22 protein-coding genes are annotated in these 25,653 nt (G+C 38.3%); 12 read left to right on the forward strand and 10 right to left on the reverse strand.

Annotated elements, in window-relative coordinates; translation table 11 throughout:
- Positions 1–43: 43 nt before the first annotated feature.
- From murG to BBI00_RS15530, 9 genes are all read left to right on the forward strand, one after another.
- Positions 44–1,138, forward strand: a complete 1,095-nt coding sequence (gene murG / locus BBI00_RS15490) for an undecaprenyldiphospho-muramoylpentapeptide beta-N-acetylglucosaminyltransferase (protein ID WP_065399793.1) — start codon at positions 44–46, stop codon at positions 1,136–1,138.
- The gene (gene murC, locus BBI00_RS15495; RefSeq protein WP_065399794.1) at positions 1,138–2,496 is read left to right on the forward strand and encodes a UDP-N-acetylmuramate--L-alanine ligase; all 1,359 of its coding nucleotides are present in this window, start codon (positions 1,138–1,140) and stop codon (positions 2,494–2,496) included. The genes murG and murC overlap by 1 nt, the downstream gene beginning before the upstream one ends.
- Before the next feature lie 212 nt (positions 2,497–2,708).
- Positions 2,709–3,086 carry a GxxExxY protein gene (locus BBI00_RS15500; RefSeq protein ID WP_065399795.1) on the forward strand — a complete coding sequence of 126 codons (378 nt, stop codon included), beginning with the start codon at positions 2,709–2,711 and terminating at the stop codon, positions 3,084–3,086.
- A 67-nt stretch (positions 3,087–3,153) separates the two neighbouring features.
- Positions 3,154–4,131, forward strand: a complete 978-nt coding sequence (locus BBI00_RS15505; protein ID WP_065399796.1) for a cell division protein FtsQ/DivIB — start codon at positions 3,154–3,156, stop codon at positions 4,129–4,131.
- A gap of 84 nt (positions 4,132–4,215) precedes the next feature.
- Positions 4,216–5,598, forward strand: a complete 1,383-nt coding sequence (ftsA, locus tag BBI00_RS15510) for a cell division protein FtsA (RefSeq protein WP_065399797.1) — start codon at positions 4,216–4,218, stop codon at positions 5,596–5,598.
- A gap of 82 nt (positions 5,599–5,680) precedes the next feature.
- On the forward strand, positions 5,681–7,594 hold the full coding sequence (gene ftsZ, locus BBI00_RS15515; RefSeq protein ID WP_065399798.1) for a cell division protein FtsZ: 1,914 nt from the start codon (positions 5,681–5,683) through the stop codon (positions 7,592–7,594).
- Positions 7,595–7,683: 89 nt separating this feature from the next.
- A complete protein-coding gene (locus tag BBI00_RS15520) occupies positions 7,684–8,130 on the forward strand; it encodes a GatB/YqeY domain-containing protein (RefSeq protein ID WP_065400392.1) in 447 nt (148 codons plus the stop codon).
- Positions 8,131–8,548: 418 nt separating this feature from the next.
- Positions 8,549–8,959 (forward strand): BrxA/BrxB family bacilliredoxin, encoded by a 411-nt coding sequence (locus BBI00_RS15525; RefSeq protein ID WP_047099553.1) that lies wholly within the window; start codon positions 8,549–8,551, stop codon positions 8,957–8,959.
- Positions 8,960–9,064: 105 nt separating this feature from the next.
- Complete coding sequence (locus tag BBI00_RS15530; RefSeq protein ID WP_065399799.1) at positions 9,065–10,582, forward strand: GH3 auxin-responsive promoter family protein; 1,518 nt, start codon at positions 9,065–9,067, stop codon at positions 10,580–10,582.
- A 52-nt stretch (positions 10,583–10,634) separates the two neighbouring features.
- Here BBI00_RS15530 and BBI00_RS15535 read toward each other — a convergent pair whose 3' ends face one another.
- The 10 genes from BBI00_RS15535 to BBI00_RS15580 form a co-directional block, all read right to left on the reverse strand.
- Positions 10,635–11,078, reverse strand: a complete 444-nt coding sequence (locus BBI00_RS15535) for a hypothetical protein (protein WP_065399800.1) — start codon at positions 11,076–11,078, stop codon at positions 10,635–10,637.
- A gap of 30 nt (positions 11,079–11,108) precedes the next feature.
- Complete coding sequence (locus BBI00_RS15540) at positions 11,109–11,468, reverse strand: hypothetical protein (RefSeq protein ID WP_065399801.1); 360 nt, start codon at positions 11,466–11,468, stop codon at positions 11,109–11,111.
- Between the two features lie 4 nt (positions 11,469–11,472).
- Positions 11,473–12,444, reverse strand: a complete 972-nt coding sequence (locus tag BBI00_RS15545) for an endonuclease/exonuclease/phosphatase family protein (protein ID WP_065399802.1) — start codon at positions 12,442–12,444, stop codon at positions 11,473–11,475.
- Positions 12,445–12,518: 74 nt separating this feature from the next.
- Positions 12,519–13,511 carry an endonuclease/exonuclease/phosphatase family protein gene (locus BBI00_RS15550; protein WP_065399803.1) on the reverse strand — a complete coding sequence of 331 codons (993 nt, stop codon included), beginning with the start codon at positions 13,509–13,511 and terminating at the stop codon, positions 12,519–12,521.
- A gap of 9 nt (positions 13,512–13,520) precedes the next feature.
- Positions 13,521–14,249: a rhomboid family intramembrane serine protease gene (locus BBI00_RS15555; protein ID WP_065399804.1), complete on the reverse strand. Its 729-nt coding sequence runs from the start codon at positions 14,247–14,249 to the stop codon at positions 13,521–13,523.
- A 5-nt stretch (positions 14,250–14,254) separates the two neighbouring features.
- Positions 14,255–16,048, reverse strand: coding sequence for a DNA mismatch repair endonuclease MutL (mutL, locus tag BBI00_RS15560; protein WP_065399805.1), 1,794 nt, complete (start codon positions 16,046–16,048; stop codon positions 14,255–14,257).
- A gap of 358 nt (positions 16,049–16,406) precedes the next feature.
- Positions 16,407–17,234, reverse strand: a complete 828-nt coding sequence (locus tag BBI00_RS15565) for a YoaK family protein (protein WP_065399806.1) — start codon at positions 17,232–17,234, stop codon at positions 16,407–16,409.
- A gap of 34 nt (positions 17,235–17,268) precedes the next feature.
- The gene (locus BBI00_RS15570) at positions 17,269–17,763 is read right to left on the reverse strand and encodes a hypothetical protein (RefSeq protein WP_065399807.1); all 495 of its coding nucleotides are present in this window, start codon (positions 17,761–17,763) and stop codon (positions 17,269–17,271) included.
- Between the two features lie 302 nt (positions 17,764–18,065).
- Positions 18,066–19,469: a sensor histidine kinase gene (locus tag BBI00_RS15575; RefSeq protein WP_065399808.1), complete on the reverse strand. Its 1,404-nt coding sequence runs from the start codon at positions 19,467–19,469 to the stop codon at positions 18,066–18,068.
- 3 nt (positions 19,470–19,472) lie between these two features.
- Complete coding sequence (locus BBI00_RS15580) at positions 19,473–20,180, reverse strand: response regulator transcription factor (protein ID WP_065399809.1); 708 nt, start codon at positions 20,178–20,180, stop codon at positions 19,473–19,475.
- Between the two features lie 203 nt (positions 20,181–20,383).
- On the opposite strand from BBI00_RS15580, the gene BBI00_RS15585 reads away from it, so the two are divergent.
- The 3 genes from BBI00_RS15585 (at position 20,384) to BBI00_RS15595 (ending at position 25,652) form a co-directional block, all read left to right on the forward strand.
- On the forward strand, positions 20,384–20,953 hold the full coding sequence (locus BBI00_RS15585; protein WP_083988549.1) for a helix-turn-helix domain-containing protein: 570 nt from the start codon (positions 20,384–20,386) through the stop codon (positions 20,951–20,953).
- A 556-nt stretch (positions 20,954–21,509) separates the two neighbouring features.
- Positions 21,510–24,335 (forward strand): TonB-dependent receptor, encoded by a 2,826-nt coding sequence (locus tag BBI00_RS15590; protein ID WP_065399811.1) that lies wholly within the window; start codon positions 21,510–21,512, stop codon positions 24,333–24,335.
- 9 nt (positions 24,336–24,344) lie between these two features.
- Positions 24,345–25,652, forward strand: coding sequence for a DUF5690 family protein (locus tag BBI00_RS15595; RefSeq protein ID WP_065399812.1), 1,308 nt, complete (start codon positions 24,345–24,347; stop codon positions 25,650–25,652).
- The last annotated feature ends 1 nt before the right edge of the window (position 25,653 follow it).

A 25,653-nucleotide genomic window follows, 5' to 3' on the forward strand; every position in this document is an offset into this window, starting at 1 on the left:
GACGATTTAACCCCAAATCGGACAAAGTCCTATTATTTAAAAAATGAACAAAAAACTAAAAATATTACTATCAGGCGGAGGAACAGGAGGACACATCTTTCCTGCCATCGCCATCGCAGATGAAATCAGAAAAAGATTTCCTGATGCAGAATTTTTGTTCATCGGAGCCAACGGAAAAATGGAAATGGAAAAAGTTCCGCAGGCAGGCTACAAAATAGAAGGAATCGATATCGCAGGAATCGACAGGGGAAATATGCTGTCTAACCTTGGATTACCTTTCAAAATTCTGAAAAGTTTATCCAGATCAAAGAAGATCATTAGAGACTTCGCTCCGGACTTTGCTGTAGGAACAGGGGGATTTGCCAGCGGACCCGCTTTGTATGAAGCAAGCAAGCTGGGGATTCCGATTTTCATTCAGGAACAGAATGCCCATGCAGGAGTAACCAATAAAATCTTAAGCAAGAAGGCCAAAGCCGTTTTTACAGCCTACCCGAAAGTAGAAGGCTTTCCTGCTGAAAAAATAAAATTCCTGGGAAATCCGATTCGTGAAAATATTATTTCAGGAATGCAGGAAACCGCTCAGGCAAAGGAAAAAATGGGATTAGACAAGGATAGGCTTACGATACTGTCCGTAGGAGGTTCTTTAGGTTCCCGAACTTTAAATAACGGTTGGAAAGAAAACCTTGAAAAACTAAAAGGAAAAGGCTATCAGCTGATCTGGCAAACCGGAAAGTTGGATTATAATGAATTATCCTCCAACCTTCAGCTTCCAGCCTCCATTCATCTTAAAGAATTCATCAAAGATATGGAGCTGGCCTATTCTGCAGCAGATATCATTGTTTCAAGAGCCGGAGCTATTGCTATTTCAGAATTGGCAGTGGCCCAAAAACCGGTTTTATTGGTTCCCTTCCCTTTTGCAGCGGAAGACCACCAAACCAAAAATGCCATGAACCTGGTTGAAAAAAATGCAGCCAGAATGGTAAAAGATTCTGAAATGCAGGACAAATTCTGGAATACCCTTTCAGAAATCTGCGAAAATGAAAATGTAAGAAAAGAAATGTCTGACAATCTTAAATATTTTGCCAAACCAAATGCCGCAAAAGAGATTGTAGATGAGATTTTTAAAGTAATAAAATAATGAAGAATTTAGAAACATATCAAAACTTTTACTTCGTTGGAATCGGAGGTATCGGAATGAGTGCCCTGGCACGCTATTTCAATGCATCCGGAAAAAAAGTATTGGGTTATGATAAAACCAACACCAAGCTTACTCAAAATCTGATGAATGAAGGTATTGATATTGTTTTCGAAGATACCATTGATGAAAAGATAACAGGTCTTCAGAAAGAAAATACACTGGTGATCTATACTCCGGCAATCAAAACACTTGGAATTTTAGATTACTTCAACCAAAACAGCTTTGAAGTTTTAAAAAGAGCTAAGGTTTTAGGGCTCATCACGGAAAATACAGACTGTATTGCCATTGCCGGAACCCATGGAAAGACAACAACGTCTACTCTTGTGGCGCATTTATGCAAGGAAGCAGATCTGCCATTCTCATGTTTTTTAGGCGGTATTTCTGAGAACTTCAAATCTAACTTTCTGTACAATGGCTCTACTTATTCCGTTGTAGAAGCAGATGAATATGACAGAAGCTTCCTGAATCTTTCCCCGGATTGGGCAGTAGTTACCTCCACAGATGCTGATCATCTGGATATTTATGGAGATAAAAGTCATATTGAAGAAGGTTTCAGACAATTTGCCGCTCTGGTCCCTGAAGACAGACAGCTGTTTGTAAGAAAAGGTATCGAGATCGGCAGAAACCATCAGACCTATGCTGTAAATGAGCAGGCAGATTACTATTCGGATAACCTTCGTATGGATCATGATAAGATTTATTTTGATTTCCATACTCCTACAGAAACCATAAAAGATTTTGTATGGGAAATTCCGGGAATCCATAATGTGGAAAATGCTACTGTAGCATTGGCTATTCTGCATAATTTAGGCGCAGATTTTGATACGCTGAAAAAGGCAATTGCCAATTTTAAAGGAATTAAAAGAAGATATACCAAACATATTTATCAAAACGGGAAAATCTATATTGATGACTATGCCCACCACCCTACAGAGATCAACGCTGTAATGGGCTCAATCAGAACATTTTACCCTGATAAAAAACTCCTGGTAGCCTTCCAACCTCACCTGTTCAGCAGAACAAGAGATTTCGCTGACGGTTTCGCAGAAAGTTTAAGTAAAGCAGACGAACTGATCCTTCTGGATATATATCCTGCAAGAGAACTTCAGGAAAATTTTGAAGGCATTACCTCAAACTGGCTGCTTGAAAAAGTAACATTAGATAAAAAAGAAGTATCGGCTTTATCTGATGCTTTTGAAAAAATAAAAGAAAAAGATTTTGACATCCTTCTTACAGTAGGTGCAGGAAATATAGATACGCTATACGACCCTATCTGTGATTGGATAGAAAAGATTTGAGTATAAACGCAGTGCTCGCAAAGAAATTTAAAAAAGTAAATATTTTACGGGCGCAGAGGCGTTACACTTAACAATGAAAGTAAAATGGAATAATAGATATATTAATAATAAAATTATAAAAAGTACAACCGTTGCTGAGTGAAACGCCTTTGCGAACGGGAAAAAATAAAGATCCTTTGCGATCATAGCGTTAAAATAAAAAAACACAATGTATGATAGAAAATGAAATTTCAGGTATTGTTTTCGATGCCGGAATGAAAATACATCGTACGCTTGGAATAGGCCTTTATGAAAATGTATATGAAGAATGCCTGGTCTATGAATTGAAAAAAAGAGGATTATATATAGAAAGTCAAAAAAATATTGATATTGAATATGATGAACTAAAAATCCCTAAAGCGTTCAGAGTAGATTTATTAGTTGAAAACAAAGTAATAATTGAAATAAAAGCAATTCCGGAAATTAATGATTATCATTTCTTTCAGCTTTTAAATTATTTGAGAATAACAGATCTGAGATTAGGAATGATTTTAAACTTTCATTCAGTGTTATTTAAAAATGGTGTAAAACGGATTGTAAATAAATTATAGAGAGAATAAAAAAATCTCTGCTAAAAAGAAATAGAAATACTTTACGCCTGGCGTTTAAAGAAAAAATATGAAAAATAAGTACAGAATATTAAAAATTGTTGTTACGGTAATCATCCTGGGGTTGTTACTGAGTTTCTCCTTGAAGAGATTCAGCAGCCAGAAGATTACAGACAATAAGATTTCTGTAAAAATGAGCGAAAAGACTCCTGTGTATTTTGTAGATGAGAAAGACATCAGAGAAATCGTAAAAAAAGAAAACCCGTCAGGAAAAGTAGGTGATCTTAATATCCCTGCACTGGAAAAAAAGATCAATTCACTTCCTGCAGTTGATAGTGCCAACGTGTATCTGAATTTAAACGGGAAACTTAATCTGGACATCAAGCAGAGAGTTCCGGTTTTCAGGCTCAATAAAGATGGAAAAGATTTTTATGTGGATGAAAAAGGAATAGAATTCCCTACTTCAAGAACCTATTCTCATCCCTGTATGCTGATAACAGGTAATGTACAGCCTGATGAATATGAGAAACTGGCAGAGCTCGTTGAAAAAATTGATAAAGATGATTTCAGTAAGAAATACTTTATCGGAATTTCGAAATATAAAGACAGCTATAATCTTCTGACAAGTGAAGGAAACTACAGAGTAGAAATCGGAGATTTAGATAATATTGATTTTAAAGTAAAAGGATTCAAGACTTTTGTAGAAAAATACCTGGTGTACCAGGACCCACAGAAGTACAGCATGGTTTCTGTAAAATACCAGAATCAGATTGTCACCACCCTGAACCCTTACTTTAAAGAAAATGACAGTCTTCTGAAAGCCGGAAAGCTGGAACTGGCAAAGGCCCCTACTCCCGCAGCTATTGCTAAAAAATCGGAAGTAAAGCCAAAGACAGCAGAAGTAAAAAAAGTGAGTTCGGCCCCGGCTAAACCTAAAGAAAGCACAAAACCAAAAACACATACAAAGGAAACAAAAAAGACAGAGAAAAAAACAGCGGCGCCGGCACAGTCCAAGCCAAAGCCGAAACCAAAGGTGAAAATAGAATAAACCCAGTCCGAAAGGACTATTTAACACAAAATAGGACCCAAAACCTATCAAGGAAAAAGTAGAAAAAATCAAATCGATATAAAAATGGAAAATCAAGAGTATTCAGTAGGTCTGGACATCGGGACAACGAAGATAGTCGCGATTGTCGGAAGAAGGAATGCACACGGGAAAATAGAAGTTCTCGGTGTAGGAAAAGCTAAAAGTCTTGGTGTTCATAAAGGGATTGTGAATAATATTTCGCAAACCATTAATTCAATCAAGGCTGCAGTATCCGAGGCACAATCCAGTGCCGGAGTCCCTATCCGCAAAGTTACGGTAGGTATTGCAGGAAAACACATACGTTCTCTGCAGCACTCCGATTATATTATGCGTGAACATCCGGATAAATTTATTACAGACGACGACATTGAAGCATTAAAAGATCAGGTGAAAAAACTGGTAATGCTTCCTGGAGAAGAAATTATCCACGTACTTCCTCAAGAATATAAAGTGGATTCCGAAGGGGAAATTCAGGAACCTGTCGGGATGCACGGAAAACGTTTGGAGGCCAACTTCCACGTTGTAGTAGGGCAGATGGGAAGCATCAGAAACATTGCAAGATGCGTCCGTGAAGCAGGATTAGAGATGGAAGCCCTTACTCTGGAGCCTTTAGCGTCTTCGGAAGCTGTTCTTACCAAAGAAGAAAAAGAAGCCGGTGTGGCTATTGTTGACATTGGTGGGGGTACCACAGATATTGCAATCTTTAAAGACAATATCATTCGCCATACCTGTGTTATTCCATACGGTGGCGGAATTATTACAGAAGATATCAAAGAAGGATGTTCCATTATTGAGAAACATGCAGAACAATTGAAAGTAAAATTCGGTTCGGCTGTTCCTGAATTGGAAAAAGACAGTACTTTTGTAACAATTCCGGGCCTTCACGGCAGACCGGACAAAGAAATTTCTTTAAAAACTTTAGCACAGATCATCAATGCGAGAGTAGAAGAAGTTCTTGAAATGGTCAATACAGAGCTTAAAGCTTACGGAGCCTTTGAACAAAAGAAAAAACTGATTGCAGGAATTGTTCTTACCGGTGGGGGGTCAAACCTTAAACATCTCCGCCAGCTGGCCAATTATACAACAGGTTTTGACAGCAGAATCGGTTTTGCCAATGAATATATTGCCAACGATAAAAATCAGTACCTGAAAGGCCCTGAATTTGCTACATCTATCGGATTACTGATGGAAAGTTTAAAGATCAGGGACAAAAAGCAGAATGCTGATGAAGCGATTGAAGCAGTCACTGAGCAGCCTAAGCAGGAAACAGCTGTTACTCAGGCAGAAACCGTTCAGCCGGTTCAGCAGGCAGCACCGGTTCAGGAACAGCCTGTAGAAAACGTACAGCAGGAGAACAGAAGAGCGAAACTGACTTTCGGACAGTCGCTTATGGAAAAAGTAAAAAAATTCTTTGAAGAAGTAGAGTAAATTATAAATGAAGAATGATAAGCAATTGGCGATTTTTTCTTATCATTAATCATTATTAATTATAATTATTAAAAATATAGTTATGGAAAATATAGGTACACAAGGATTTTCATTTGATTTGCCAAAAGGAAATTCATCCATCATAAAAGTAATCGGTGTAGGGGGCGGTGGAAACAACGCTCTGAAGCACATGTACGAGAAAGGAATTCACGGGGTAGATTTCGTGATCTGTAATACAGATGCCCAGACTTTAGATAATAACCCGGTAGCCAATAAAGTACAGTTGGGAACTTCTATTACAGAAGGTCTTGGAGCTGGTGCTGATCCTGAAGTAGGAGAAAAATCAGCCATTGAAAGTATTGAAGATATCAAGGCAGCTATGGGCCAGAACACGAAAATGGTGTTCATCACTGCCGGAATGGGTGGTGGTACCGGTACCGGAGCAGCCCCTGTCATTGCAAAAGTAGCAAAAGACATGGGTATTCTGACTGTAGGTATCGTAACCGTTCCTTTCAGCTTCGAAGGTAAAAGAAGATTGGAGCAGGCGGAAAACGGTCTTGATAAATTGAAAAACAACGTTGATTCCCTGATTGTAATCAACAACGATAAATTAAGACAGCAATTCGGAAACCTTGGATTCAAACAGGGATTCTCAAAAGCTGATGAAGTATTAGCCAATGCGGCCAAAGGTATGGCAGAGGTTATTACAGGTTACTTTGATGTAAATATTGACTTCAGAGATGCTAAATCCGTACTTCAGAACTCCGGTACCGCTCTGATGTCTACAGGAACTGCTTCAGGTGAAAACAAAGCTGAAGAAGCAGTAAGAAAAGCCCTTGATTCTCCGTTATTGAACGATAATAAGATTACAGGAGCCAAAAACGTTCTGTTACTGATCAGAAGTGGGGCTGAAGAAGTGACTATGGATGAAATCGGTATCATTATGGACCACATCCAGAAGGAAGCCGGAAATACCGCTGATATCATCTTCGGGGTAGGTGCCGATGAAGAATTGGGTGATGCGGTAAGCGTTCTTGTTATCGCAACAGGATTCTCCAACGAGAATAAGAAATTTGCAGGTCCTACGGAAAAGATCAGAATTAACCTTAATGACAGTTTTGAAACTCCGAAGTCTTCTCCTTTCAAAACCAGAGAGGAAAGAGAAACTGCTCCTGAAGTATCCGATTCCGGAAGAAGCAGTCATTTCAGATTAGATGATGAAGACCATGATACTCCACAGTTCAAGGTTACCTCTATTGAAAAAAAAATGATCATTGAGGAAGAAGAGATTAAAACAGAAATAAAATTCTCTGATAAAGAAGGTGATATCATCAATACTCCAGAACAAAACTGGAGAAATGAGGAAGAAAATCAGCAGGATGCCTACAGCTTATTCTCTGTAGACGAAGAAAATGATGATCCGAACGATCTTGAGATCCAGTCTTTCTCATTTGACTTTGAAAATAAAAAAGATGAACCTCAGTCCGGGAACACATTCAACAATTCTTTCTCAGAAGAGAAACCTGTTGAGTTCAGCTTCTTCGTAAATGAACCGACCAGAAATGAGCCTAAAAATGATTTCGGGCAGCCTAAGGCAGAATTTAATGCTCCTACAAGCGCGGTAGCAGAACCTGCGCAGAAAATTGAAACATTCTACCAGAAGCAGGAAGAGCCTAAAGCCGAAATCAGATCAACTTTTGAAACTAAAACAGAAATTGAGACTCCAAAAACTGAAGAATCGGAATTCACTTTTGTGAACAAGACGATTGATCAGGACAGAGTCATTGAAAGAAGAAATAAATTAAAAGAATTCAACTCACGTTATCAGAGCTTTGACAGTACCAGTGAATTTGAATCTATTCCTGCTTTCAAAAGAAAAAATATTTCGATCGACGGAACCAATGCTTCAGACCAGAATATCAACACGTATCTGTCTGACAACAACGGTTCTATGCAGATCAGAGAAAACAGATTTTTAAATAAAGACGTAGATTAAACGCTATAAGCTGTACGCAGTAAGCTATTGGCTATTCCGGCCGGATTAAAATGCTTATTGCGTACTGCCTGAAGCCTAAAGCCCAAACCATGAGTTTAGAAAATACAATTAACGAAGCTATAAAAACAGCGATGAGAGCAAAAGACAAAGTTGCTTTGGACTCTCTTCGTGCTGTAAAATCACAGATATTATTGCTGAAAACTGAAGCTGTAGGAGCAGAAGTTACAGCAGAACAGGAAATTGCTATTCTTCAGAGAATGGTAAAACAGCGTAAGGATTCTTACGATCAGTTTACTGCACAGGGAAGAAATGACCTGGCTGAGGTGGAAGATGCGCAGATGAAAGTCATCGAACAATTCTTACCCAAACAGCTTACTGCAGAAGAGCTGGAAGCAGAAATGAAGAATATTATTTCAGAAGCCGGAGCCGAATCTGTCAAAGATTTAGGAAAGGTAATGGGAATTGCTTCAAAAACATTAGCCGGAAAATCAGACGGGAAAAGTATTTCCGAGATGGCTAAGAAACTGCTTTCATAATGTGATCAGTATGTATCACATTCCATAACTAAGGATATACAACCTTTGCATATCGATTTGATTAGAAGCCCGGAACTTTTCAGTTCCGGGCTTCGTTTTCTTTGGATATTAAAGTTTGTTATTCAGCTTTAATTAAAAACTGAAAAAGAAATTAACTACTACCTGTTTCAGACAGTACTTAAGAGGTTGATTGCTTGAGGGAAAGCCTTAAATGTTTTTTTCATGGTCGTCTGTTTTTCAGAATCATTTCAAATTTAATAATAATATTTCATTATACCTAATTTTAATTCACATTTTTATGAATATTATTGCGGTATTAACATTGGGTTAATTTTATATGCCTAATCCATTGATAGTTATTATATATTGATCAAACGTAAAGAAATGCTTAACTTTGTACTGATAAAAAACAAAATATATGTATCCAACAGATTTAGTAATGCCAATGAAGGCAGAACTTACAGATAAAGGTTTCCAGGATTTGACAACGCCTGCTCAGGTAGAAGAGGCTTTAAAGCAGTCCGGTACTACATTATTGGTGATCAATTCCGTATGCGGATGTGCTGCCGGAGCTGCAAGACCTGGCGTAGTATACTCTTTGACAGGAGATAAAAAACCTGATCATTTAACTACTGTTTTTGCAGGATTTGATACTGAAGCAGTAGTAGAAGCAAGAAAACACCTTGCTCCTTTCCCGCCAAGCTCTCCATGTGTAGCGCTTTTCAAAGATGGTGAATTGGTTCACATGCTGGAAAGACATCACATTGAAGGAAACCCTGCAGGAGCTATTGCTGCCAACCTTCAGGCTGCTTATGACGAGTATTGCTAATAAACAATATCTTAAATATCAGACCGTTACATATTTTGTAACGGTTTTTTTATTTAATACCGTAAAAAATTCTCAGAAAATTCAAATATCATTATATTTGTTGGAATGGCAACCAAGGCACTTTTCAATACAGTAGTCAACTGGTTCATCCGTCAAAGGATAGACCAGATCCAGAATTTCATGGACCATCCCATTGAGACGCAGAAAGGTATATTGTTTTCCCAGCTGTTTCATGCGGAAGATACCGAATACGGTAAACTCTACGGATTCAATTCTATTTCAAGCTATCAGGATTTTAAAAATAAAGTCCCTATTGTGACCTATGAAGATTTTGAACCTTATATCGAAAAGGCAAGACAAGGGCAAAAAGACGTAAGCTGGCCGGGCTATATCAAGCATTTTGCAAAATCTTCCGGGACAACAAATGCCAAGAGCAAATTTATTCCTATTTCTACAGAAAGCCTGGAATATTGCCATATGAAAGCCGGAAAAGATATGGTGTCTATTTACGCCAACAATCATCCTGAGAATCAGCTCTTCAATTATAAAAATTTACGTTTGGGAGGAAGCTCCGAACTGTATGCAGATTTTAACACAAAATTTGGCGATTTATCAGCTATTTTAATCGATAATCTTCCGTTTTGGGTAGAAATCACTACCACTCCCAGCAAAAAAGTTTCTTTGATGGGAGAATGGGAAAGCAAACTGAGAGCTATTACTTCTGAAGTAAAAAATGAAGATGTCGGAAGTATCCTGGGCGTTCCCAGCTGGATGATGGTTCTTCTACAAAGAGTCCTGAAGGAAACCAACGTAACTAATGTTTCTGAGCTATGGCCTAATCTTGAGGTGTTTTTTCACGGCGGAATCAGCTTCAAGCCCTACAGGGAACAATACAGGCAGATCATCGGAAAAAACATCAATTACTACGAAATTTACAATGCTTCTGAGGGCTTCTTTGGGATACAGGACAGATCCGACAGCGATGAAATGCTTCTGATGCTGGATTACGGAATTTTCTATGAATTTATTCCCATGGACCAGTTCCATTTTTCCAATCCGAAAGTCGTAAGCCTGGAGGATGTGGAAGTTGGAAAAAACTATGCTATGGTTATTACCACCAATGGAGGCCTATGGAGGTATCTGATTGGCGACACAGTCGTATTTACTTCAACCAATCCGTTCAGAATAAAAATAACGGGCAGGACCAAGCATTATATTAATGCTTTTGGTGAAGAGCTGATGATTACTAATGTAGAATCTGCATTATCTAAAGCATGTGAGGTTACAGGCGCCCAGATTACAGATTTCACAGGAGCTCCTGTTTTTATGAAGGAAAACGAAGGTGGTGCCCATGAATGGATTTTTGAATTCAGTCAGTATCCTGATGATCTGGATCGTTTTACCGATGCTTTCGATGAGCATTTAAAGAAAATAAATTCAGATTATGAAGCCAAAAGATACAACAATATGACACTCAGAAGACCGATCGTTCATATTGCTAAAGATAATTTATTCTACAACTGGCTGGAATCCAAAGGTAAACTGGGAGGTCAGAACAAAGTTCCGAGACTGAGCAATGACAGGGAATATATTGATCCTTTGCTGGAACTCAACCGAAGGTAATTACAAGAATTTTAAACATAAAAAACCGCAGCTTAAACTGCGGTTTCCTTTTTTATTTGCTTAAATCCTCTTTTACTTTTTTGGCGGCTTCCTCTACTTTCGAAGCTCCTTTTCTTGCGGCTTCCTTAGCATCTTTTCCAGCTTCCTGTGCCCCTGTTTTGATATCTTTTCCTACCTTATTGGCTTCGTTTTTGATATCCTGGCCCGCTTTATTAAGATCCTGCTTGGTTTTATCTGCTGTAGCATCAATCTTATCTTTGGCTTTCTGAGCGGCATCATCGATCTTATTTCCTGCTTCATCTACTTTTGTTTTCATATCTTCTTTGGCTTTATTGATCTTGGAAGTGTCAACACCCGAAGAGGTTTCTGTCACGGTAGTAGTTGTAGTGGTGGTTGATCCGTCAGGATTTTCTACCTGCTCTGTTTTTGTCGTTGATTTTGTGCAGGCAACTGCAAATACAGAAATTGCAATAGCTGCTAAGATTTGTTTTTTCATATTGTATATTTTTAGGAATATTTTGATCTGTTATGGTTGGGGTTCTTTAGCCACCGGTGTTTCGGCTGCCTTTTGTTTCTTTTCAGCCTCTGTCTTTTTCTTTTCTTCCTCCAGTTTCGCTTTATTTTCTTTTTCAAGCTCTGCCTTCAGCTTTTTTTCTTCCTCTTCAATCTTTTTAGCCTGTTTTACAGAGTCCAGATACTCTGGCGAAGACATTCTTATCTTACGGGCAATATCCACTGAAACAGCCCCGTTTGAGAATGAATCAACAGCCATTGTATCATAATGCATTTTAACCTCCTGCTCTGCTCCAAAGCCTGGTGACTCTTTCTTGGAACAAGCAATAAACAGGATCATAAAAACAAAAAACGCAGACAGTAAATTTTTCATGGAACTAATTTAACAGAAATTCTGCAATTACGGGATAGTGATCCGATAATTTCACAGAATGATCCACTTTATAGCTTAAAGGAATAATTGATTTTGAGGTAAAAATATAATCAATTCTCAAAGGTACCTTATAATCATGGAAACTGCTTGCACTCCCCTTTCCTGCAACCAGAAAGGCATCCTGCAGGTCTTTTCCCAGGTTGTAATATTCATAGGAATTGGGCACCGAATTAAAATCTCCGGCCAGGATCACAGGATAGGGAGACATATCCACTATTTTGCGGATCTTTTTCACCTGCTCTTCATGTGCCTGAAAAGTAGGCACCATATGCGAAAGAAGCGTAGAGATATTTCCCATTCCCAAAGCATCCAGCTTGGTAAACATTGATTTATGAAGACGGAAAGGTTCCAGATATACATTCACAATTCTGATGACTTTACCGTTGATATCCACATCTGCAAAGAAGGAATTTCCTCTGGATTTCTCATCAATCAATTCAGCCTGTCTTACAATTTTATGTTTTGTTTTGAGGATAACGGAAGGATATTTTACCAGATCCTTTTTGATAGCACGGTTGGTATCTTTTTCCTGAACCAGAATAATATCGGCATTCTGTTCTTTGATATAGTCTTTTACCTTATCCCATCCGTAATCGCCATATTTCACATTAAAGGTTAACACTTTGATATCACGTATCGTCTTTGCATTCTCTATTTTGGGAGAATAATTGACCCAGCGTCTGATAGGATTGTAGAAGATAAGAGCACCTAAGGCAAAAGCTACAGCTATTTTCTGTTTCTTAAAAACCCAGACCAGTGTAAGAAGAATATACGTACCCATCAGATAGGGAAAACCAAGAGAAAGAAGATTAAGATTGCCTAAAAGATTAGGCGAAATCCATGCATTTCCCAGGGTGCATAACAGCAATACGGCAACAGCGATATGTATAAAAAGTAATATCTGGTTCGACTTCATGAAAAAACGGTCTTGGTACGGATATTTTTTAGCAAAAATCCTACCAAGCAGCCAAATTTTAACTAATTTTATGATTATTTATTTCCTGTTGAAAATTTAACAATGACCGGATAATGATCTGAAAGACTGACAGAACGGTCAACTTTGTAGGAAACCGCACTTAGTGATTTTGAGGAAAAAACATAATCTATCCTGATGGGAAATTTATAATCGTGAAAGCTCGTTGCACTTCCTTTTCCTGCCTCAATAAAAGCATCTTCAAGCCCATCAGACAGGTGATAATATTCATAGGAATTGGGAACGGAGTTGAAGTCTCCGGCAAGGATAACGGGATATGGAGAATTGTCAATAACTTCCCGGATCAAAGCAACCTGAGTCTGGTGTTTTTTAAAAGTAGGAATGAGCGTTTTCACAATATCTTTTACTTTTTGCTCATTGGTATCAGCGTTTCCGTTAAGCTTTACCATATCTTTTTCAAAATGAAAGGATTGAAGATGGATATTAACGAACCGGTATATTTTACCTTCAATTTCTATATCAGCCTGCAATCCCGGAACTTTTACATCTTCATCGTGACTTTCTATGATCTTATGGCTGATGATTTTATATTTAGATAAAATAGTAAGACCAACTCCCGGATTCACTTTTTCATAACCTTCAAATTTATATGCATCTCCACCATCTTCCTGAAGAAGCATAACATCTGCATTCTGTGATTTCAGAAAGGGAATGGCCCCTCCTACTTTTCCTCCACCGGATCTGGTATTGAAAGAAACTATTTTTATATCCGCATTTCCTTTTTTATCTGCAGCATAATTAATCCATCTTTTTACAGGGTTCAAAAAAGCCAGCCCCACAAACATAAAGACAAAAGTTCTTTTTTTCCAGCTGAATACCCAAAAGACCGTCAGTAGGATGTACAGTATCATCAGTATCGGGAAACCCAGGGACAGCAGATTAAACCACGGAAAAACCTTAGGCGGAATATAGGCATTCAGTAAAGTCGCCAGCAACAAAAACAGAATTCCAATATGGAGAATCAGAAGTATGAGTCGGAAAATCTTCACAAAATTATTTTAATTGAATCTGTAGAGATGCTTTTTCCAAATCCGTGCCAACAGCCAGCCTACCAAAGCTCCTCCTACGTGTGCCAGGTGAGCAATACCTCCGCCATTCCCGGAAACACCAAGATATACAGAAATTACAACAATAATAGGCAGCAGATATTTGACTTTGATAGGAACCGGAATAAACATGATTCCAATTTTTGAATCGGGATATAATGTCGCAAATGCCGCTACAACTCCGAAGATAGCTCCGGAAGCGCCTACCATAGGAATCTGCATGATCCCTTTAAGACTTTCTACAAGTTCTTGTTGTCTAAGAATTGAATCTGTATTCCCAGAAAAACGGACTCCTGCACCAGATAAATAGGCATTTACATTGAAGCCAAGCTCTTGTAATGTATTGGAAATTTGCTGAACCTCCACAAAATTCCATGCATTAAACAGGAAAAAGGCCCCTAAACCACTTGCAAAATAAAGTATCAGATATTTTTTATCCCCAAGAGTCTGCTCCAGTATAGGACCAAAACTGAATAATGTCATCATATTAAACAGTATATGCACAATACTGCCATGCATAAACATATGAGTAATAATCTGCCACGAGTGGAAATAAGGAGAAAAAGGATAAAACCCGGCAAGATAAGCAATGGCCTGATTCCCCATTAACGATGTGACAATGAATACGATAACATTTATTATAATAATATTTCTTGTGATCGGCGGTATATTGTTAAACATAATTTTTAAAATTTGTTTTTAAAATCATTAAACGGAACTTCATAGAAGCACCTTTTCCCATCCGGCAAAAACTCTGGGAAACCTAATGCTGTAAAGTCTTTGATGACCTGTTCCGCATCTTTTTTATAGAGAAAATCAAATCTTGATTTCGACTGCATTTTATTCCACTGATTGTGGTAATACTGTAAAAATTCTTCTTCTGTTTTATAATCCAGGATCTCAAAGAGGTTCTCCAGAAATTTCATGGCCTGGGTTTCTTTCAGTCCTTCAGGAAGGGAATCGATTCTCAATACGCTTTCATGAGCAATTTTCATGTCAAACCCTAATTCCGGAAGATATTTTTTGAACGAATTGTATTTATTTTTTTCAATTTCATTCATATGATATTCCAGAGAGAAAAGGAGGGCGTGGCTGTTGGCATTTGATTTCCTTGTTGATTTATTGTTTTCAGAAACCAATAACCTGTGCATTCTACCCAAATCCAGCATCAGGGTTACATCTCCTTTGTTGAACAGCCAATAGCCGTTCGGGAGCCTCATTAAATCTTCGTCAAAATCTTCATCTTCAAACAGATTGATCTTTGAAGGCTCTGCCGTAATATTCTGATGGTACATTTCCGTGAGGTTCTGAATTTCTTCCGGATGTACTACATTTTTTTCCTCAAGGAACGGGTTATAATCCTTATCTACAATGATCTCAGGCATTTTGATAACACCGCTTCCTCCACCGCCGTTCCCTTTACTTGGAATGGGTTTGTTCATCATTTCATCCAATTCAGGATCTCTGTCGAAATCAAGGCTTGGAGAAACGTTATAAATTCCTAAAGATCTTTTGATCGTTGAGCGCAGTAACGCAAAAATAAGGTGTTCGTCCTCAAACTTAACCTCTGTCTTCTGCGGATGGATATTTACGTCTATTTTCTCCGGATCAAGCTCCAGGAAAAGGAAGAAAGAAGGGACATATCCCGGCTGAAGCAGTCCTTCAAAAGCTTCCTGTACTGCTTTATTAAAGTAGGGGCTCTTGAAATACCTTCCGTTGACAAATAAAAACTGTTCTCCTCTGGATTTCTTAGCTCCCTCAGGCTTTGCAACAAACCCATGAAGCTTACACCAGATAATATCTTCTTTGATCGGAATCAGAAGCGGCTGCAATTTTCTTCCGAAAACATCTACAATACGCTGCATCTGGCTTCCTTTTCTCAGCCTGAAAACCGCTTCATCATCATGGAATAACGAAAACTCCAGATTCTCGTGAGCGAGGGCAACACGCTGAAATTCATCAATGACATGTCTGAATTCGATATTATTGTTTTTCAGAAATTTTCTTCTTGCCGGAACGTTATAGAACAGGTTTTTCACTAAAAAGTTGGATCCGTCTGCTGTCTGAACCGGATCCTGGAACTGGAAAACTCCACCTTCGATATAGATATTGGTCCCAATGGAAGCGTCATTCTGTTTTGTTCTCAGCTCAACCTGGGAAACAGCAGCAATAGAAGCTAAGGCCTCCCCACGAAATCCTTTTGTTGCAATCTTAAAGATATCTTCCGTTCCTTTGATTTTGGAGGTCGCATGTCTTTCAAATGCCATCCGGGCATCTGTTTCAGACATTCCTTTTCCGTCATCCACGACCTGGATTAGATTTTTTCCGGCATCCCTGATGATCAATTCAATTTTCGTTGCCTCTGCATCTATAGCATTTTCCAAAAGTTCCTTCACGATGGATGCAGGCCTCTGCACCACCTCTCCCGCTGCAATTTGGTTGGCTACATGATCCGGTAAAAGCTGAATAATATCTGACATAAAAACGTAAATCAACTTACAAAAATAGTCAATGAAAACGGGAATTAAAATACTAAAACCGTGATTTAATATTTAATTATCAACATTTTTACCTATTTATCCCCAACCGGTTTTTTTATTGTTTGTAACGAAGGACTTTAGCAAGGTCCGTTATTTAATTCAGAAAATACGGTTTAAGGATCAGGTTCAAAGTTGAAGAATGATGACTTCCTTCCTTTAGAAACCTATTTGTCTTGAGTACTATGCACACAAATCTGTATTGATCATAAAACCATTAAAAACACCCCCAATTTTATTATAAAATAAGGGGTGTAACAGCTAGTTTATACAAAAAAAATTAATAGTGATATATCTATTTTCAGTCTTCAAAGACAAGCTTTCTTTTCTTTTCTCTTTTTGGAATCCCGTGAATCTTATCATACAGATAAGCAAACAGGTTAGGCTTCTTATAAATCCTGCTGTATCTGTATTTTGTATTAAAGTGGCGCACGTGAATCTTGTAGGCATCATATCCGATCACGATCAGAAGACACAGACTGATCACATAAAACACTCTGAATTCCAGATAATAATAGGTCATTCCTGAGAATACCGCTCCTAAAACATAGGCCAGCATAATGCTCATTAATAATTTCGCTCTCCCGATCAGTTCACCGTTTTTCCTGTATTTTTTCTGGGTAAACATAGACACCAGAATTCCAAGGTCGGTGGTAGTTCCTGTAAGGTGGGTTGTTTTTACAGAGAAGTTGGAAATACTCGCCGTCAATCCGTTTTGCAGACCTGTGGCAAAAAGCATCAGAGCCACCAGATATTCTGTTTCTTCCAGCGTTTTCTGATAATACAGCTGCCCGTATACCCCTACAAAGAGGAGACATATAATTTCCAGCACAATCGGCATGGCATGGGCAAAATATTTACTTTTCTTATTGAAATTGATCACAATAAAGTTGGACAGAAAGCTTCCGAAGAAGAACAGGAAGATCCATCCGCCTACAACCGCCACCTGGGTCCAGTTTCCTTTACTGATCTCTGCTGCTAAAATAGCATAGTGCCCGGTAACGTTTGATGTGAAAGAGAGGAATATCAATAGGGATGCTATATTTATAGTACCTGCTGTAAATGCAGTCAGCGTCCCCAATCTGATATTGTCTCCCAGTGTCCTGCTGTTACTATAATTTCTTAACATTTTTTACTTTTTTAAATTGTTCATGATGTGTTTTCTAGACCTCTACAAAGATCTCTGCCAATCTTCCTCTTTCCGGAAGTTTTTCTCTTACTTCAATTGCGATTTCACGGGACTGCAGATCTTTGCATTTTTTGATATAAGGAATAAGGTCAAATTTTCCCTTCCCTTTGCTTTTGACCGATGAAGAATAATACGCTTCTTCAATGTTTTCAGCTTTCACATACTGATTGAATGTTCTCTGGAAGCTTCCTGTAAAAATGTCGCAGACAATTTTATTAACCAGGTGAGGGTACTTATTTTTGATAATTCCGTAAGCATCACAAAACTCTTCCGGTCTGATTTTATTGAAAACCGATGTTTTGGTATTAAATAAAAGATCTCTGATAGAGTCTCCGTAGTCATACCCTGAAGTAAGAAGAATATTGTATTGGTTCTGATCTTCCGATGCATCCTTCTCTTTCAGTACTTTTTTCAATATGTTTAATGACTCAAGAGAGTAATCTGTTGCAATTAAAATTGTTTTAGCCATGTTCTTATTATTTTGTATTGTGTTGATCTTTTTTGATGATACAAAACTAGAACGACCAGATTAGAGGATCTTTGGAACGGAATTAAAATGTCATTAAAGAGATTAAAATGAGATTAGAAAATTGTTAACAGGTATTAATATGGAAAAAAACAGCAGAAAAAACATACACATAAAAACATAATTATCAACAATATAAATGAAAAGACCTGCATTTTATATGTGATAAAAACTTTTAAAGCACTATGTTTCCCATCGGCACCATCAGGCGTGGAAAGCTTTTATTTACTTTTTATATTCAGGATTTACACTACGTCTTTCTGTGTGCTGTAAAAATTAGGGAAACGCATCTGAACGGTTGTTCCCTGGTTCTCATGTGAACTTACGATCAGCTCACCGTGATGCATTCTGACAATGTTCCGGGCCAGCGGAAGCCCAATTCCGTAGCCTTCATAGTTATTGGTATTGGACGCTCTGAAGAAAGGATCATAGATTTTATTCATTTCCTCTTCAGGAATTCCGATACCATTGTCTTTTACAATAATATATACATCAGTATCCGTTGCTCCCAGAGAGACTTTAACCTGCTGAAAATTAGAATACTTGCATCCATTACTGATGATATTGGCTACCGCAAGATGCAGAAGCTGCTCATTTCCCTGAACCTTCAGTTTTTTCGGATTATCAGGAAGCATACTGATATCCAGATAGATATTGTTTCTGGAATCAATTCTTCTCAGCGTTTCGATCACGTCCCAAAGCAGCTGATCGATTCTGACCTTATCCATTTTCTGGATCTTTCCATCAAATCCGGTTTGGGCAATCATCAGTAGCGCTTTGATCTTCCTGTCAAGCTTTTCCGCTTCGTCCAGAATGATTTCCAGGGTTTCTTTATACTCTTCAGGAGTTCTGCTGATAGACAGCGCAACATCAGCTTCCCCCATAATGGAGGTCAAAGGTGTTCTTAATTCATGGGAAACATTTCCGATCAGATGGTTCTGGGTTTCAAAAGAAGTCTCAATACGGTTGAGCATCCCGTTAAAGGTATCAACCAGCTCATTCAGCTCCTTATTATCCGGCTGGGGCTCCAGTCTTAGATGAAGGTTTTCCGAGCTGATCTCCTTTACTTTTCCTGTTATTTTTAAGATCGGTCTGAATAATGTTTTAGACAGATAAAAAGAAAAGATCATACTGAAGAACAGTGAAAGTACGATGCAGGTAAGCAGTGTTCTCTTTAAAAACCCAAGATAGTAGATCACATAATGGTTTTTGGCAGAAGCAATCGCAATATAATCCTTATCATCATATTTAAAACTCTGTCCTATATAATAGAACTCTTTGTCATTGTAATTGGATTCCCCTGTTTTGATGATATCTTTGAAGAAATAGTCCGGAATATGAACTTCCTGGGATATTTTTTTGAAATTGGAATCCGAGGGAACTGCAAAAACATAATCTTTCTCCATCGGAAGCTCTTCATCTGTCAGGCTGTTAAGGATGTATTTCTCCGGAAGGTCGAGGTGGTCTTTGCTTTTTTCGATCTGAATAATAGTTGCTGTACGTATTTTCAGCAATTCATAAAATCTCTGATGGGAAAAATTGACAATTGAAAAATACACCAAACCACTGAACAACAGAATGATAGCCGTAAAAACCAACATTAAAAGTACCATCGTTTTGGTCTGATTTGTAACTACTTTATTAAACATTCATTACGTTTTTTTCAATACATATCCCATTCCTATTACCGTATGAATCAACTTATTATCTTCCTGGTTATCCAGCTTTTTCCTTAAATAATTCACGTATACATCTACCACATTGGTTCCAAGCTCGTAGTTGACGCCCCATACAGCGTCCAGAATTTCAGCCCTGGAGATCACTTTTTCAGGATTATTAAGGAAATACAACAGTAATTTATACTCTGTGGAAGTAAGGGAAATATCTTCTCCGGCACGGGTCACCTTTTTAGTATAGTCATTCACTGTAAGATCCGAAAACTGAAACACATGTTCCTGATCCGGTTCAGGTTCTGCGACTTCCTGTGGTCCGTTGTTATGGCTTCTTCTCAGCAGGGATTTTACACGGGCTACCAATTCAATAAATTTAAAGGGTTTCACCAGGTAATCATCTCCTCCACTTTCCAGGCCAAGCACAATATTTTCAGAAGTTCCCAACGCTGTAAGGAATAAAATCGGAACACTCTGATTCGTTTTTCTTATTTCTTTACATACATCCAACCCGTTCATTTCCGGTAGCATAATGTCCAGAATTACCAGATCGAAGTCATTGGCCTGCACAAGCTGCACTCCTGTACGGCCGTCAAAAGCCACAGAAATTTCATACCCGTTTTCCTGAAGTCCTTTTTTAATAAAAGAAACTACGCTGGTCTCGTCTTCGATAAGAATAATTTTTTTCATAAATGAAATAAGGAGTTTTACAAAAATAGGGAAATTTTTTATGAAAAGCCGGAAGCACTCAGGAACAGGATCCTTCCTTTGTATCTGCTACAATAATTTTCAATGAATTGATTCCTTCCTTATATACAATCTCTACAGAATAATATTACCTTTGTTTCTCAATATAATGAAGAAAAATAATTCAGGTTAAATTACACAGCATTATGAATGACTTTTTAATAGGTATCGGCAAGAGATTAAAGGATATTAGAAAAAAGAACAATTTAACCATTAATGAACTGGCTTTCAAAGCCAATGTGAGCAACGGCCTTGTTTCCAGGATTGAAAACGGAAGAACCATTCCATCGCTTCCTGTTTTACTGGACCTGATTCAGTCGCTTGAGATAGATGCCAGCTATTTCTTTGAAGGTGTAGAGAAAAAGTCTAATGCGAAATTCATTTATGTTCCCAGAGAAAGCCAGCAGATCATTGAAAAAGAGGTTGAGGCTGAAGGGTTTAAATATATGCACATTTTCAGCAAAAGTCTTCACTCTTTAGGTTTTGAAGCTGTTTTGCTGACTCTTGAGCCCAATTCTAAAAGGGAAAAGGTAATCACAGATGCCTGGGAGTTCAAATATATTTTAAAAGGCGAAGTCAAGTATATCATAGATAATGAAGAGATAATTCTGAAAGAAGGTGATTCTTTATATTTTAACGGTAAGTTTCCACACGTGCCGGTAAGCATCAGTGATCAAAGCTGTGTGATGCTGGTGCTGTACTTTTATACTGCATAATAGTTTTCATCAGCAATACATTCTCTTAGCCATTCTATTCAAGAGAGACGGGCTTTAGCCCGTTCTCATTAAAAAGATTATTCCATTGGCTTTAGCCTAAACTTATAATCCGTATAACAGATTCAATATAATGAATAGCCATTGAGGTTTCTACGTAAGTCATAAAAGATGAAAAAAATTCAAAGTTTCCGACCCATCCGGTAAGCTGTTATTTTATACTTTTCAGATTGATCTACATTATTGGCCTTGACAAAAGTTTACAAATATGCAACTTTTGTTTTTCTGTTTTCTTCTTAAATGAACAGAATATTAACTGAAACAGACCCTTTTTTCACAAAAAACCACATCAGCCATTTTCAGGCATTATTTACAAAAAACGTTGATATAGTGAATTTAAACAGCCTTTCACTTCATTTTCATTCCCTGTTTCTGTGATTTTCAAGGTAAAATAAGCGTAACAAACAGCACCTATTTGTTAATCAATACTTAACACGAAATATTTATATATATTAAAATTATTGGCGTGATTTGCATAAAAAATTTAATATATGTAAAAATGAAAACAGCATTAGAGAAATTACTTACCCTTGTTTTTGTCTGCTTCATTATTTTTGTATCAGCACAGAAACAGTTAATTATAGGAACTGTTCTTGACGACAGCCAGCCCCTTCCCGGCGCCTCAGTTAAAATAAAAGGGCTGTCGAAAAATACAGTCACTGATGTTGACGGAAAATTCGCCATCAATGATATTAAAGAAGGCCAATACAGCCTGCAGATAAGCTACATCGGCTATGAACCTAGCGACATCAATGTTGATCTGAAATCAGGAGAAACATTTGACCTGGGAACGATCAGACTTTCTCAGCAGCGAAAAAATATTGATGAGGTTGTAGTGACCGGAACTTTAAAGAATACGGAAGCAAGAGCACTCAACCTTCAGAAAAATGCGATCAATATTACCAATGTTATCGCTTCAGACGGGATCGGTAAACTACCGGACAGAAACGCAGCAGAAACGGTACAGCGTGTACAGGGAGTATCCATCGAAAGGGACCAGGGAGAAGGAAGATTCGTTTCGCTGAGAGGACTTCCTCCGTTCTGGGCATCAACGACCATTAACGGAAACAGGCTTCCCACCGCTGAAGAAGAGACGACTTCCAGAGCAACAGCATTTGACTTCTTTCCTACGGAACTGATCTCGTATGTACATGTCAATAAGTCTTTTACCCCAGATATTGAAGCTGACGGAATTGGTGGCGGTGTCAATTTCATTACCAAAACCCCGCCAATGAAAACCGAGTTCAAAGCAACTTTGGGAAGCGGATATAATGGCAAGGCAGATAAAGGAGTTTACAATCTTGGATTGCTGTACGGCGGAAGAACTAAAGATAAAAAGTTCGGGTATCTGTTCAACTTTGCCCACTTTATCAGAAACTGGTCTACGGATAATTTTGAAGCGAGAAGAAGTGGTGATGAAGGTGTATTCAGGATGGAGCTGCGTGATTACAACGGGGTGAGAAAAACAACCGGCATCAATACAGCTTTTGAATACGTTTTATCTCCAAAAACAACTTTCTATCTGAAAGGGATGTATGGTACGCTTTCAGATGACGAAACACATTACAAACATAGAATCAGGTTTGATAAATTCAGTTCTGCAAACAATACGGCGAGGGTTGAACTTCAGAATATTCACAATCTGCTGATCACGGAACTTACCTCTGTGTCTTTGGGTGGAATTCATAATTTAAGTAAAGGAAAAATTGACTGGGATTTATCTTATTACGACAATAGGTTCAAGTATGGCAATATTCCTGACAAGCAGAACAACTCGTATTATGTTATCAAATACACTCAATCAGGAGTAGGCATCAATCCGGATTATATTTCTGATCACGGCAACGGACCAAGAGCCTACTGGAAAGCCGACGGCGGAAAACTGGACTATAAAAATCCCGATGCTCTCTTCGGTTTCTACAGCGATCCTAATTTTAAAATGGATGCCTCCCGGATGAGGTTTACAGATCTTGAATTCTATAAGGTTTTTGTGGAAGAAAAAGATAAAATCGTAGCAGCGTTCAATCATGAGATCAATGCTTCTGATCAACTGACTTTAAAATACGGATTCAAATACAGGGATAAAGAACGTAATGCGAAATTCTCGGATATTTTCTACAACTGGAGCAACGGAACGGCACCCCTTCTGTCAGATTATTCCCAATACATCACCACACAGGCCAACGGGCCGAAATATTTAAGTGAAATGAATACCCATATCGGGAATACTTTCGGACCGGTGCTTTCCACGACTGGAATGAACCAGTTCTGGTACCAGAATCAGGGAAATCTGAAGATTAACACGGCAGATTCCGAAGCGCTAGAATATAATAAGGCATTGGGGAGAAACTTTGATGTGTTCGAAAAGCATGCAGATGCTTATGGAATGGCAACTTATAAACTGAATGATAAGATGACCCTTCTTGGAGGAATCAGATTGTCAAATACCCATACAAAAGTAAGAGGATACAGCGTAATTGACGACGTTCTTACCCCTGTTGAAAATACCAAGAACTACCTGGCTGTTCTTCCGATGATCCATTTAAAATATACACTGAATGATAAGACCAATGTCCGTTTTGCAGCCACAAGAACGTTCTCAAGACCCAATTTCGGGGACCTGACACCGGGAGGAACTTATATTGAAGCGGATAATGAATTCAAAGGTGGAAATCCTAACCTTAATCCTACCTATTCTTTGAATTTTGACCTGATGGGAGAATATTATTTTTCCAATGTGGGAATTCTGAGTGGTGGCGTTTTCTATAAATCGATTACTGATCCTATATTCCAGGATTCTTTCATTGGAAATTATAACGGAATCAACGGGGTACAGTTTACCGCTCCCAACAACGGGAATGCAGCATGGCTAGGCGGTATCGAATTGGGAATCAACAAAAGATTTGATTTTTTACCAGGTTTCCTTCAGTATTTCGGAGTGCAGCTTAATGCTACTTTCATGACTTCTGAAATGGAAAAACCCAGCGGAAGAAAGGTTGCGCTGCCCTACCAGGCTAAGGAACTTTATAATGCCCAGCTTTTCTTTGAGAAAAAAGGGTTCAATGCAAGGCTTGCTTACAACTACAAAGGAAAATATGCAGTGGAATATGCTGAAGATGACATCAATGATTCTTATTACGGCAAATACAGTAATCTTGACTTCGGAGGATCTTACCAGTTTACAAAATACCTGACTTTATACGCAGATGTCAATAATATTCTGAACAAACCACTGATCTATCACTTCGGTAAAAATGAAGACCGTCCCGAGCAGGTGGAATACTACGGAGTAAGATTCAATCTTGGAATAAAACTGAATTTCTAAACCATTACCATGGCCAGAACCATCAATAAAAAAACGTTAGTAACACTGAAGGCTGCTTTTGCCGCTTTCGGTGTTTATTTCTGCATGTACGGTTTCAGGAAACCTTTCACTGTAGCTTCTTTTGAAGGACTTTCTTATTTCGGAGTAGATTATAAGATCCTGATCATCATCGCACAGGCGATCGGATATTTCATTTCAAAATTTATCGGGATCAAATTTATTTCCGAGCTGGAGCCTAAAAAAAGAATTACCTATCTATTCTCTTTCATTGCGATGGCTGAACTTGCCCTGCTCGGGTTTGCAGCGGTTCCTGCTCCTTACAATATCCTGTTGATGTTCATCAACGGTATTCCGCTGGGAATGATCTGGGGTATTGTTTTCTCTTATATTGAAGGACGTAAGACAACGGAAATTATAGGGTTGTTCCTATGTTCGAGCTTTGTGGTTTCTTCAGGGTTTACAAAGTCTGTAGGGAAATTCCTCATGGATGCTTTCCATATCTCAGAGTTCTGGATGCCTTTCTCGGCCGGACTCATCTTCATTGTTCCTCTGATCTTTTTCGGGATCCTGCTGGAAAGAATTCCGAAGCCTACGGAAGAAGATATTTTGCTCAAAAACAAACGCCAGCCGCTGAATGGTACAGAAAGAAAAGCTCTGGTTCAGCAGTTTTTTATCCCGATTGTCTGTATTATCTTCCTTTACATTTGCCTGACGGTTCTGAGAGATTTCAGGGATAATTTCAACCGGGAGATCTGGGACGGGCTGCATTTTACATTTGACAGCTCTGTTTTCACCTTAACAGAAATTCCCATTGCAGTAATGGTTCTTGTGATCCTGAGCTTTATGGTGAAGGTAAAAAACAATAAGAAAGCTTTTGCTTATTACCATTACATTCTTTTTGCCGGGATTATTACAGTGGGACTTTCAACTTATTTATTCCAGAAAGGTTTATTATCGCCGTTTTTATGGATGACCGTTTCCGGTTTTGGAATGTACATCTGCTATATTCCTTTCAACGGAATTTATTTTGACAGGATGATTGCCGCTTTTGAAATCAGGGGGAATGTAGGATTCCTGATCTATATCGTAGATTCATTCGGTTATCTGGGAAGTGTCCTGATTCTGCTGTACAAGAACTTCGGCTCGGCACAGACTTCCTGGCTTAATTTTTATATCGGATTAAATTATATTATTACAGCCTCTGTATTTATTCTTTCGGTGATTGCTTTTCTGGCTTTCAGGAAAAAATCAAAGCCGAAATCAAACTCAAACTCTCAATCTAATCAATTCATCAATTTCGATACTTCGAAAATTTAAA

This window comes from Chryseobacterium arthrosphaerae (assembly GCF_001684965.1).
Lineage (GTDB): Bacteria > Bacteroidota > Bacteroidia > Flavobacteriales > Weeksellaceae > Chryseobacterium > Chryseobacterium arthrosphaerae.

What these genes read in the sequence shown, in the direction of transcription:
- murG (WP_065399793.1), top strand. Translation starts at nt 44, where the DNA reads ATGAACAAAAAACTAAAAATATTACTATCAGGCGGAGGAACAGGAGGA.
- murC (WP_065399794.1), top strand. Translation starts at nt 1,138, where the DNA reads ATGAAGAATTTAGAAACATATCAAAACTTTTACTTCGTTGGAATCGGA.
- BBI00_RS15500 (WP_065399795.1), top strand. Translation starts at nt 2,709, where the DNA reads ATGATAGAAAATGAAATTTCAGGTATTGTTTTCGATGCCGGAATGAAA.
- BBI00_RS15505 (WP_065399796.1), top strand. Translation starts at nt 3,154, where the DNA reads ATGAAAAATAAGTACAGAATATTAAAAATTGTTGTTACGGTAATCATC.
- ftsA (WP_065399797.1), top strand. Translation starts at nt 4,216, where the DNA reads ATGGAAAATCAAGAGTATTCAGTAGGTCTGGACATCGGGACAACGAAG.
- ftsZ (WP_065399798.1), top strand. Translation starts at nt 5,681, where the DNA reads ATGGAAAATATAGGTACACAAGGATTTTCATTTGATTTGCCAAAAGGA.
- BBI00_RS15520 (WP_065400392.1), top strand. Translation starts at nt 7,684, where the DNA reads ATGAGTTTAGAAAATACAATTAACGAAGCTATAAAAACAGCGATGAGA.
- BBI00_RS15525 (WP_047099553.1), top strand. Translation starts at nt 8,549, where the DNA reads ATGTATCCAACAGATTTAGTAATGCCAATGAAGGCAGAACTTACAGAT.
- BBI00_RS15530 (WP_065399799.1), top strand. Translation starts at nt 9,065, where the DNA reads ATGGCAACCAAGGCACTTTTCAATACAGTAGTCAACTGGTTCATCCGT.
- BBI00_RS15535 (WP_065399800.1), bottom strand. Translation starts at nt 11,078, where the DNA reads ATGAAAAAACAAATCTTAGCAGCTATTGCAATTTCTGTATTTGCAGTT.
- BBI00_RS15540 (WP_065399801.1), bottom strand. Translation starts at nt 11,468, where the DNA reads ATGAAAAATTTACTGTCTGCGTTTTTTGTTTTTATGATCCTGTTTATT.
- BBI00_RS15545 (WP_065399802.1), bottom strand. Translation starts at nt 12,444, where the DNA reads ATGAAGTCGAACCAGATATTACTTTTTATACATATCGCTGTTGCCGTA.
- BBI00_RS15555 (WP_065399804.1), bottom strand. Translation starts at nt 14,249, where the DNA reads ATGTTTAACAATATACCGCCGATCACAAGAAATATTATTATAATAAAT.
- mutL (WP_065399805.1), bottom strand. Translation starts at nt 16,048, where the DNA reads ATGTCAGATATTATTCAGCTTTTACCGGATCATGTAGCCAACCAAATT.
- BBI00_RS15565 (WP_065399806.1), bottom strand. Translation starts at nt 17,234, where the DNA reads ATGTTAAGAAATTATAGTAACAGCAGGACACTGGGAGACAATATCAGA.
- BBI00_RS15570 (WP_065399807.1), bottom strand. Translation starts at nt 17,763, where the DNA reads ATGGCTAAAACAATTTTAATTGCAACAGATTACTCTCTTGAGTCATTA.
- BBI00_RS15575 (WP_065399808.1), bottom strand. Translation starts at nt 19,469, where the DNA reads ATGTTTAATAAAGTAGTTACAAATCAGACCAAAACGATGGTACTTTTA.
- BBI00_RS15580 (WP_065399809.1), bottom strand. Translation starts at nt 20,180, where the DNA reads ATGAAAAAAATTATTCTTATCGAAGACGAGACCAGCGTAGTTTCTTTT.
- BBI00_RS15585 (WP_083988549.1), top strand. Translation starts at nt 20,384, where the DNA reads ATGAATGACTTTTTAATAGGTATCGGCAAGAGATTAAAGGATATTAGA.
- BBI00_RS15590 (WP_065399811.1), top strand. Translation starts at nt 21,510, where the DNA reads ATGAAAACAGCATTAGAGAAATTACTTACCCTTGTTTTTGTCTGCTTC.
- BBI00_RS15595 (WP_065399812.1), top strand. Translation starts at nt 24,345, where the DNA reads ATGGCCAGAACCATCAATAAAAAAACGTTAGTAACACTGAAGGCTGCT.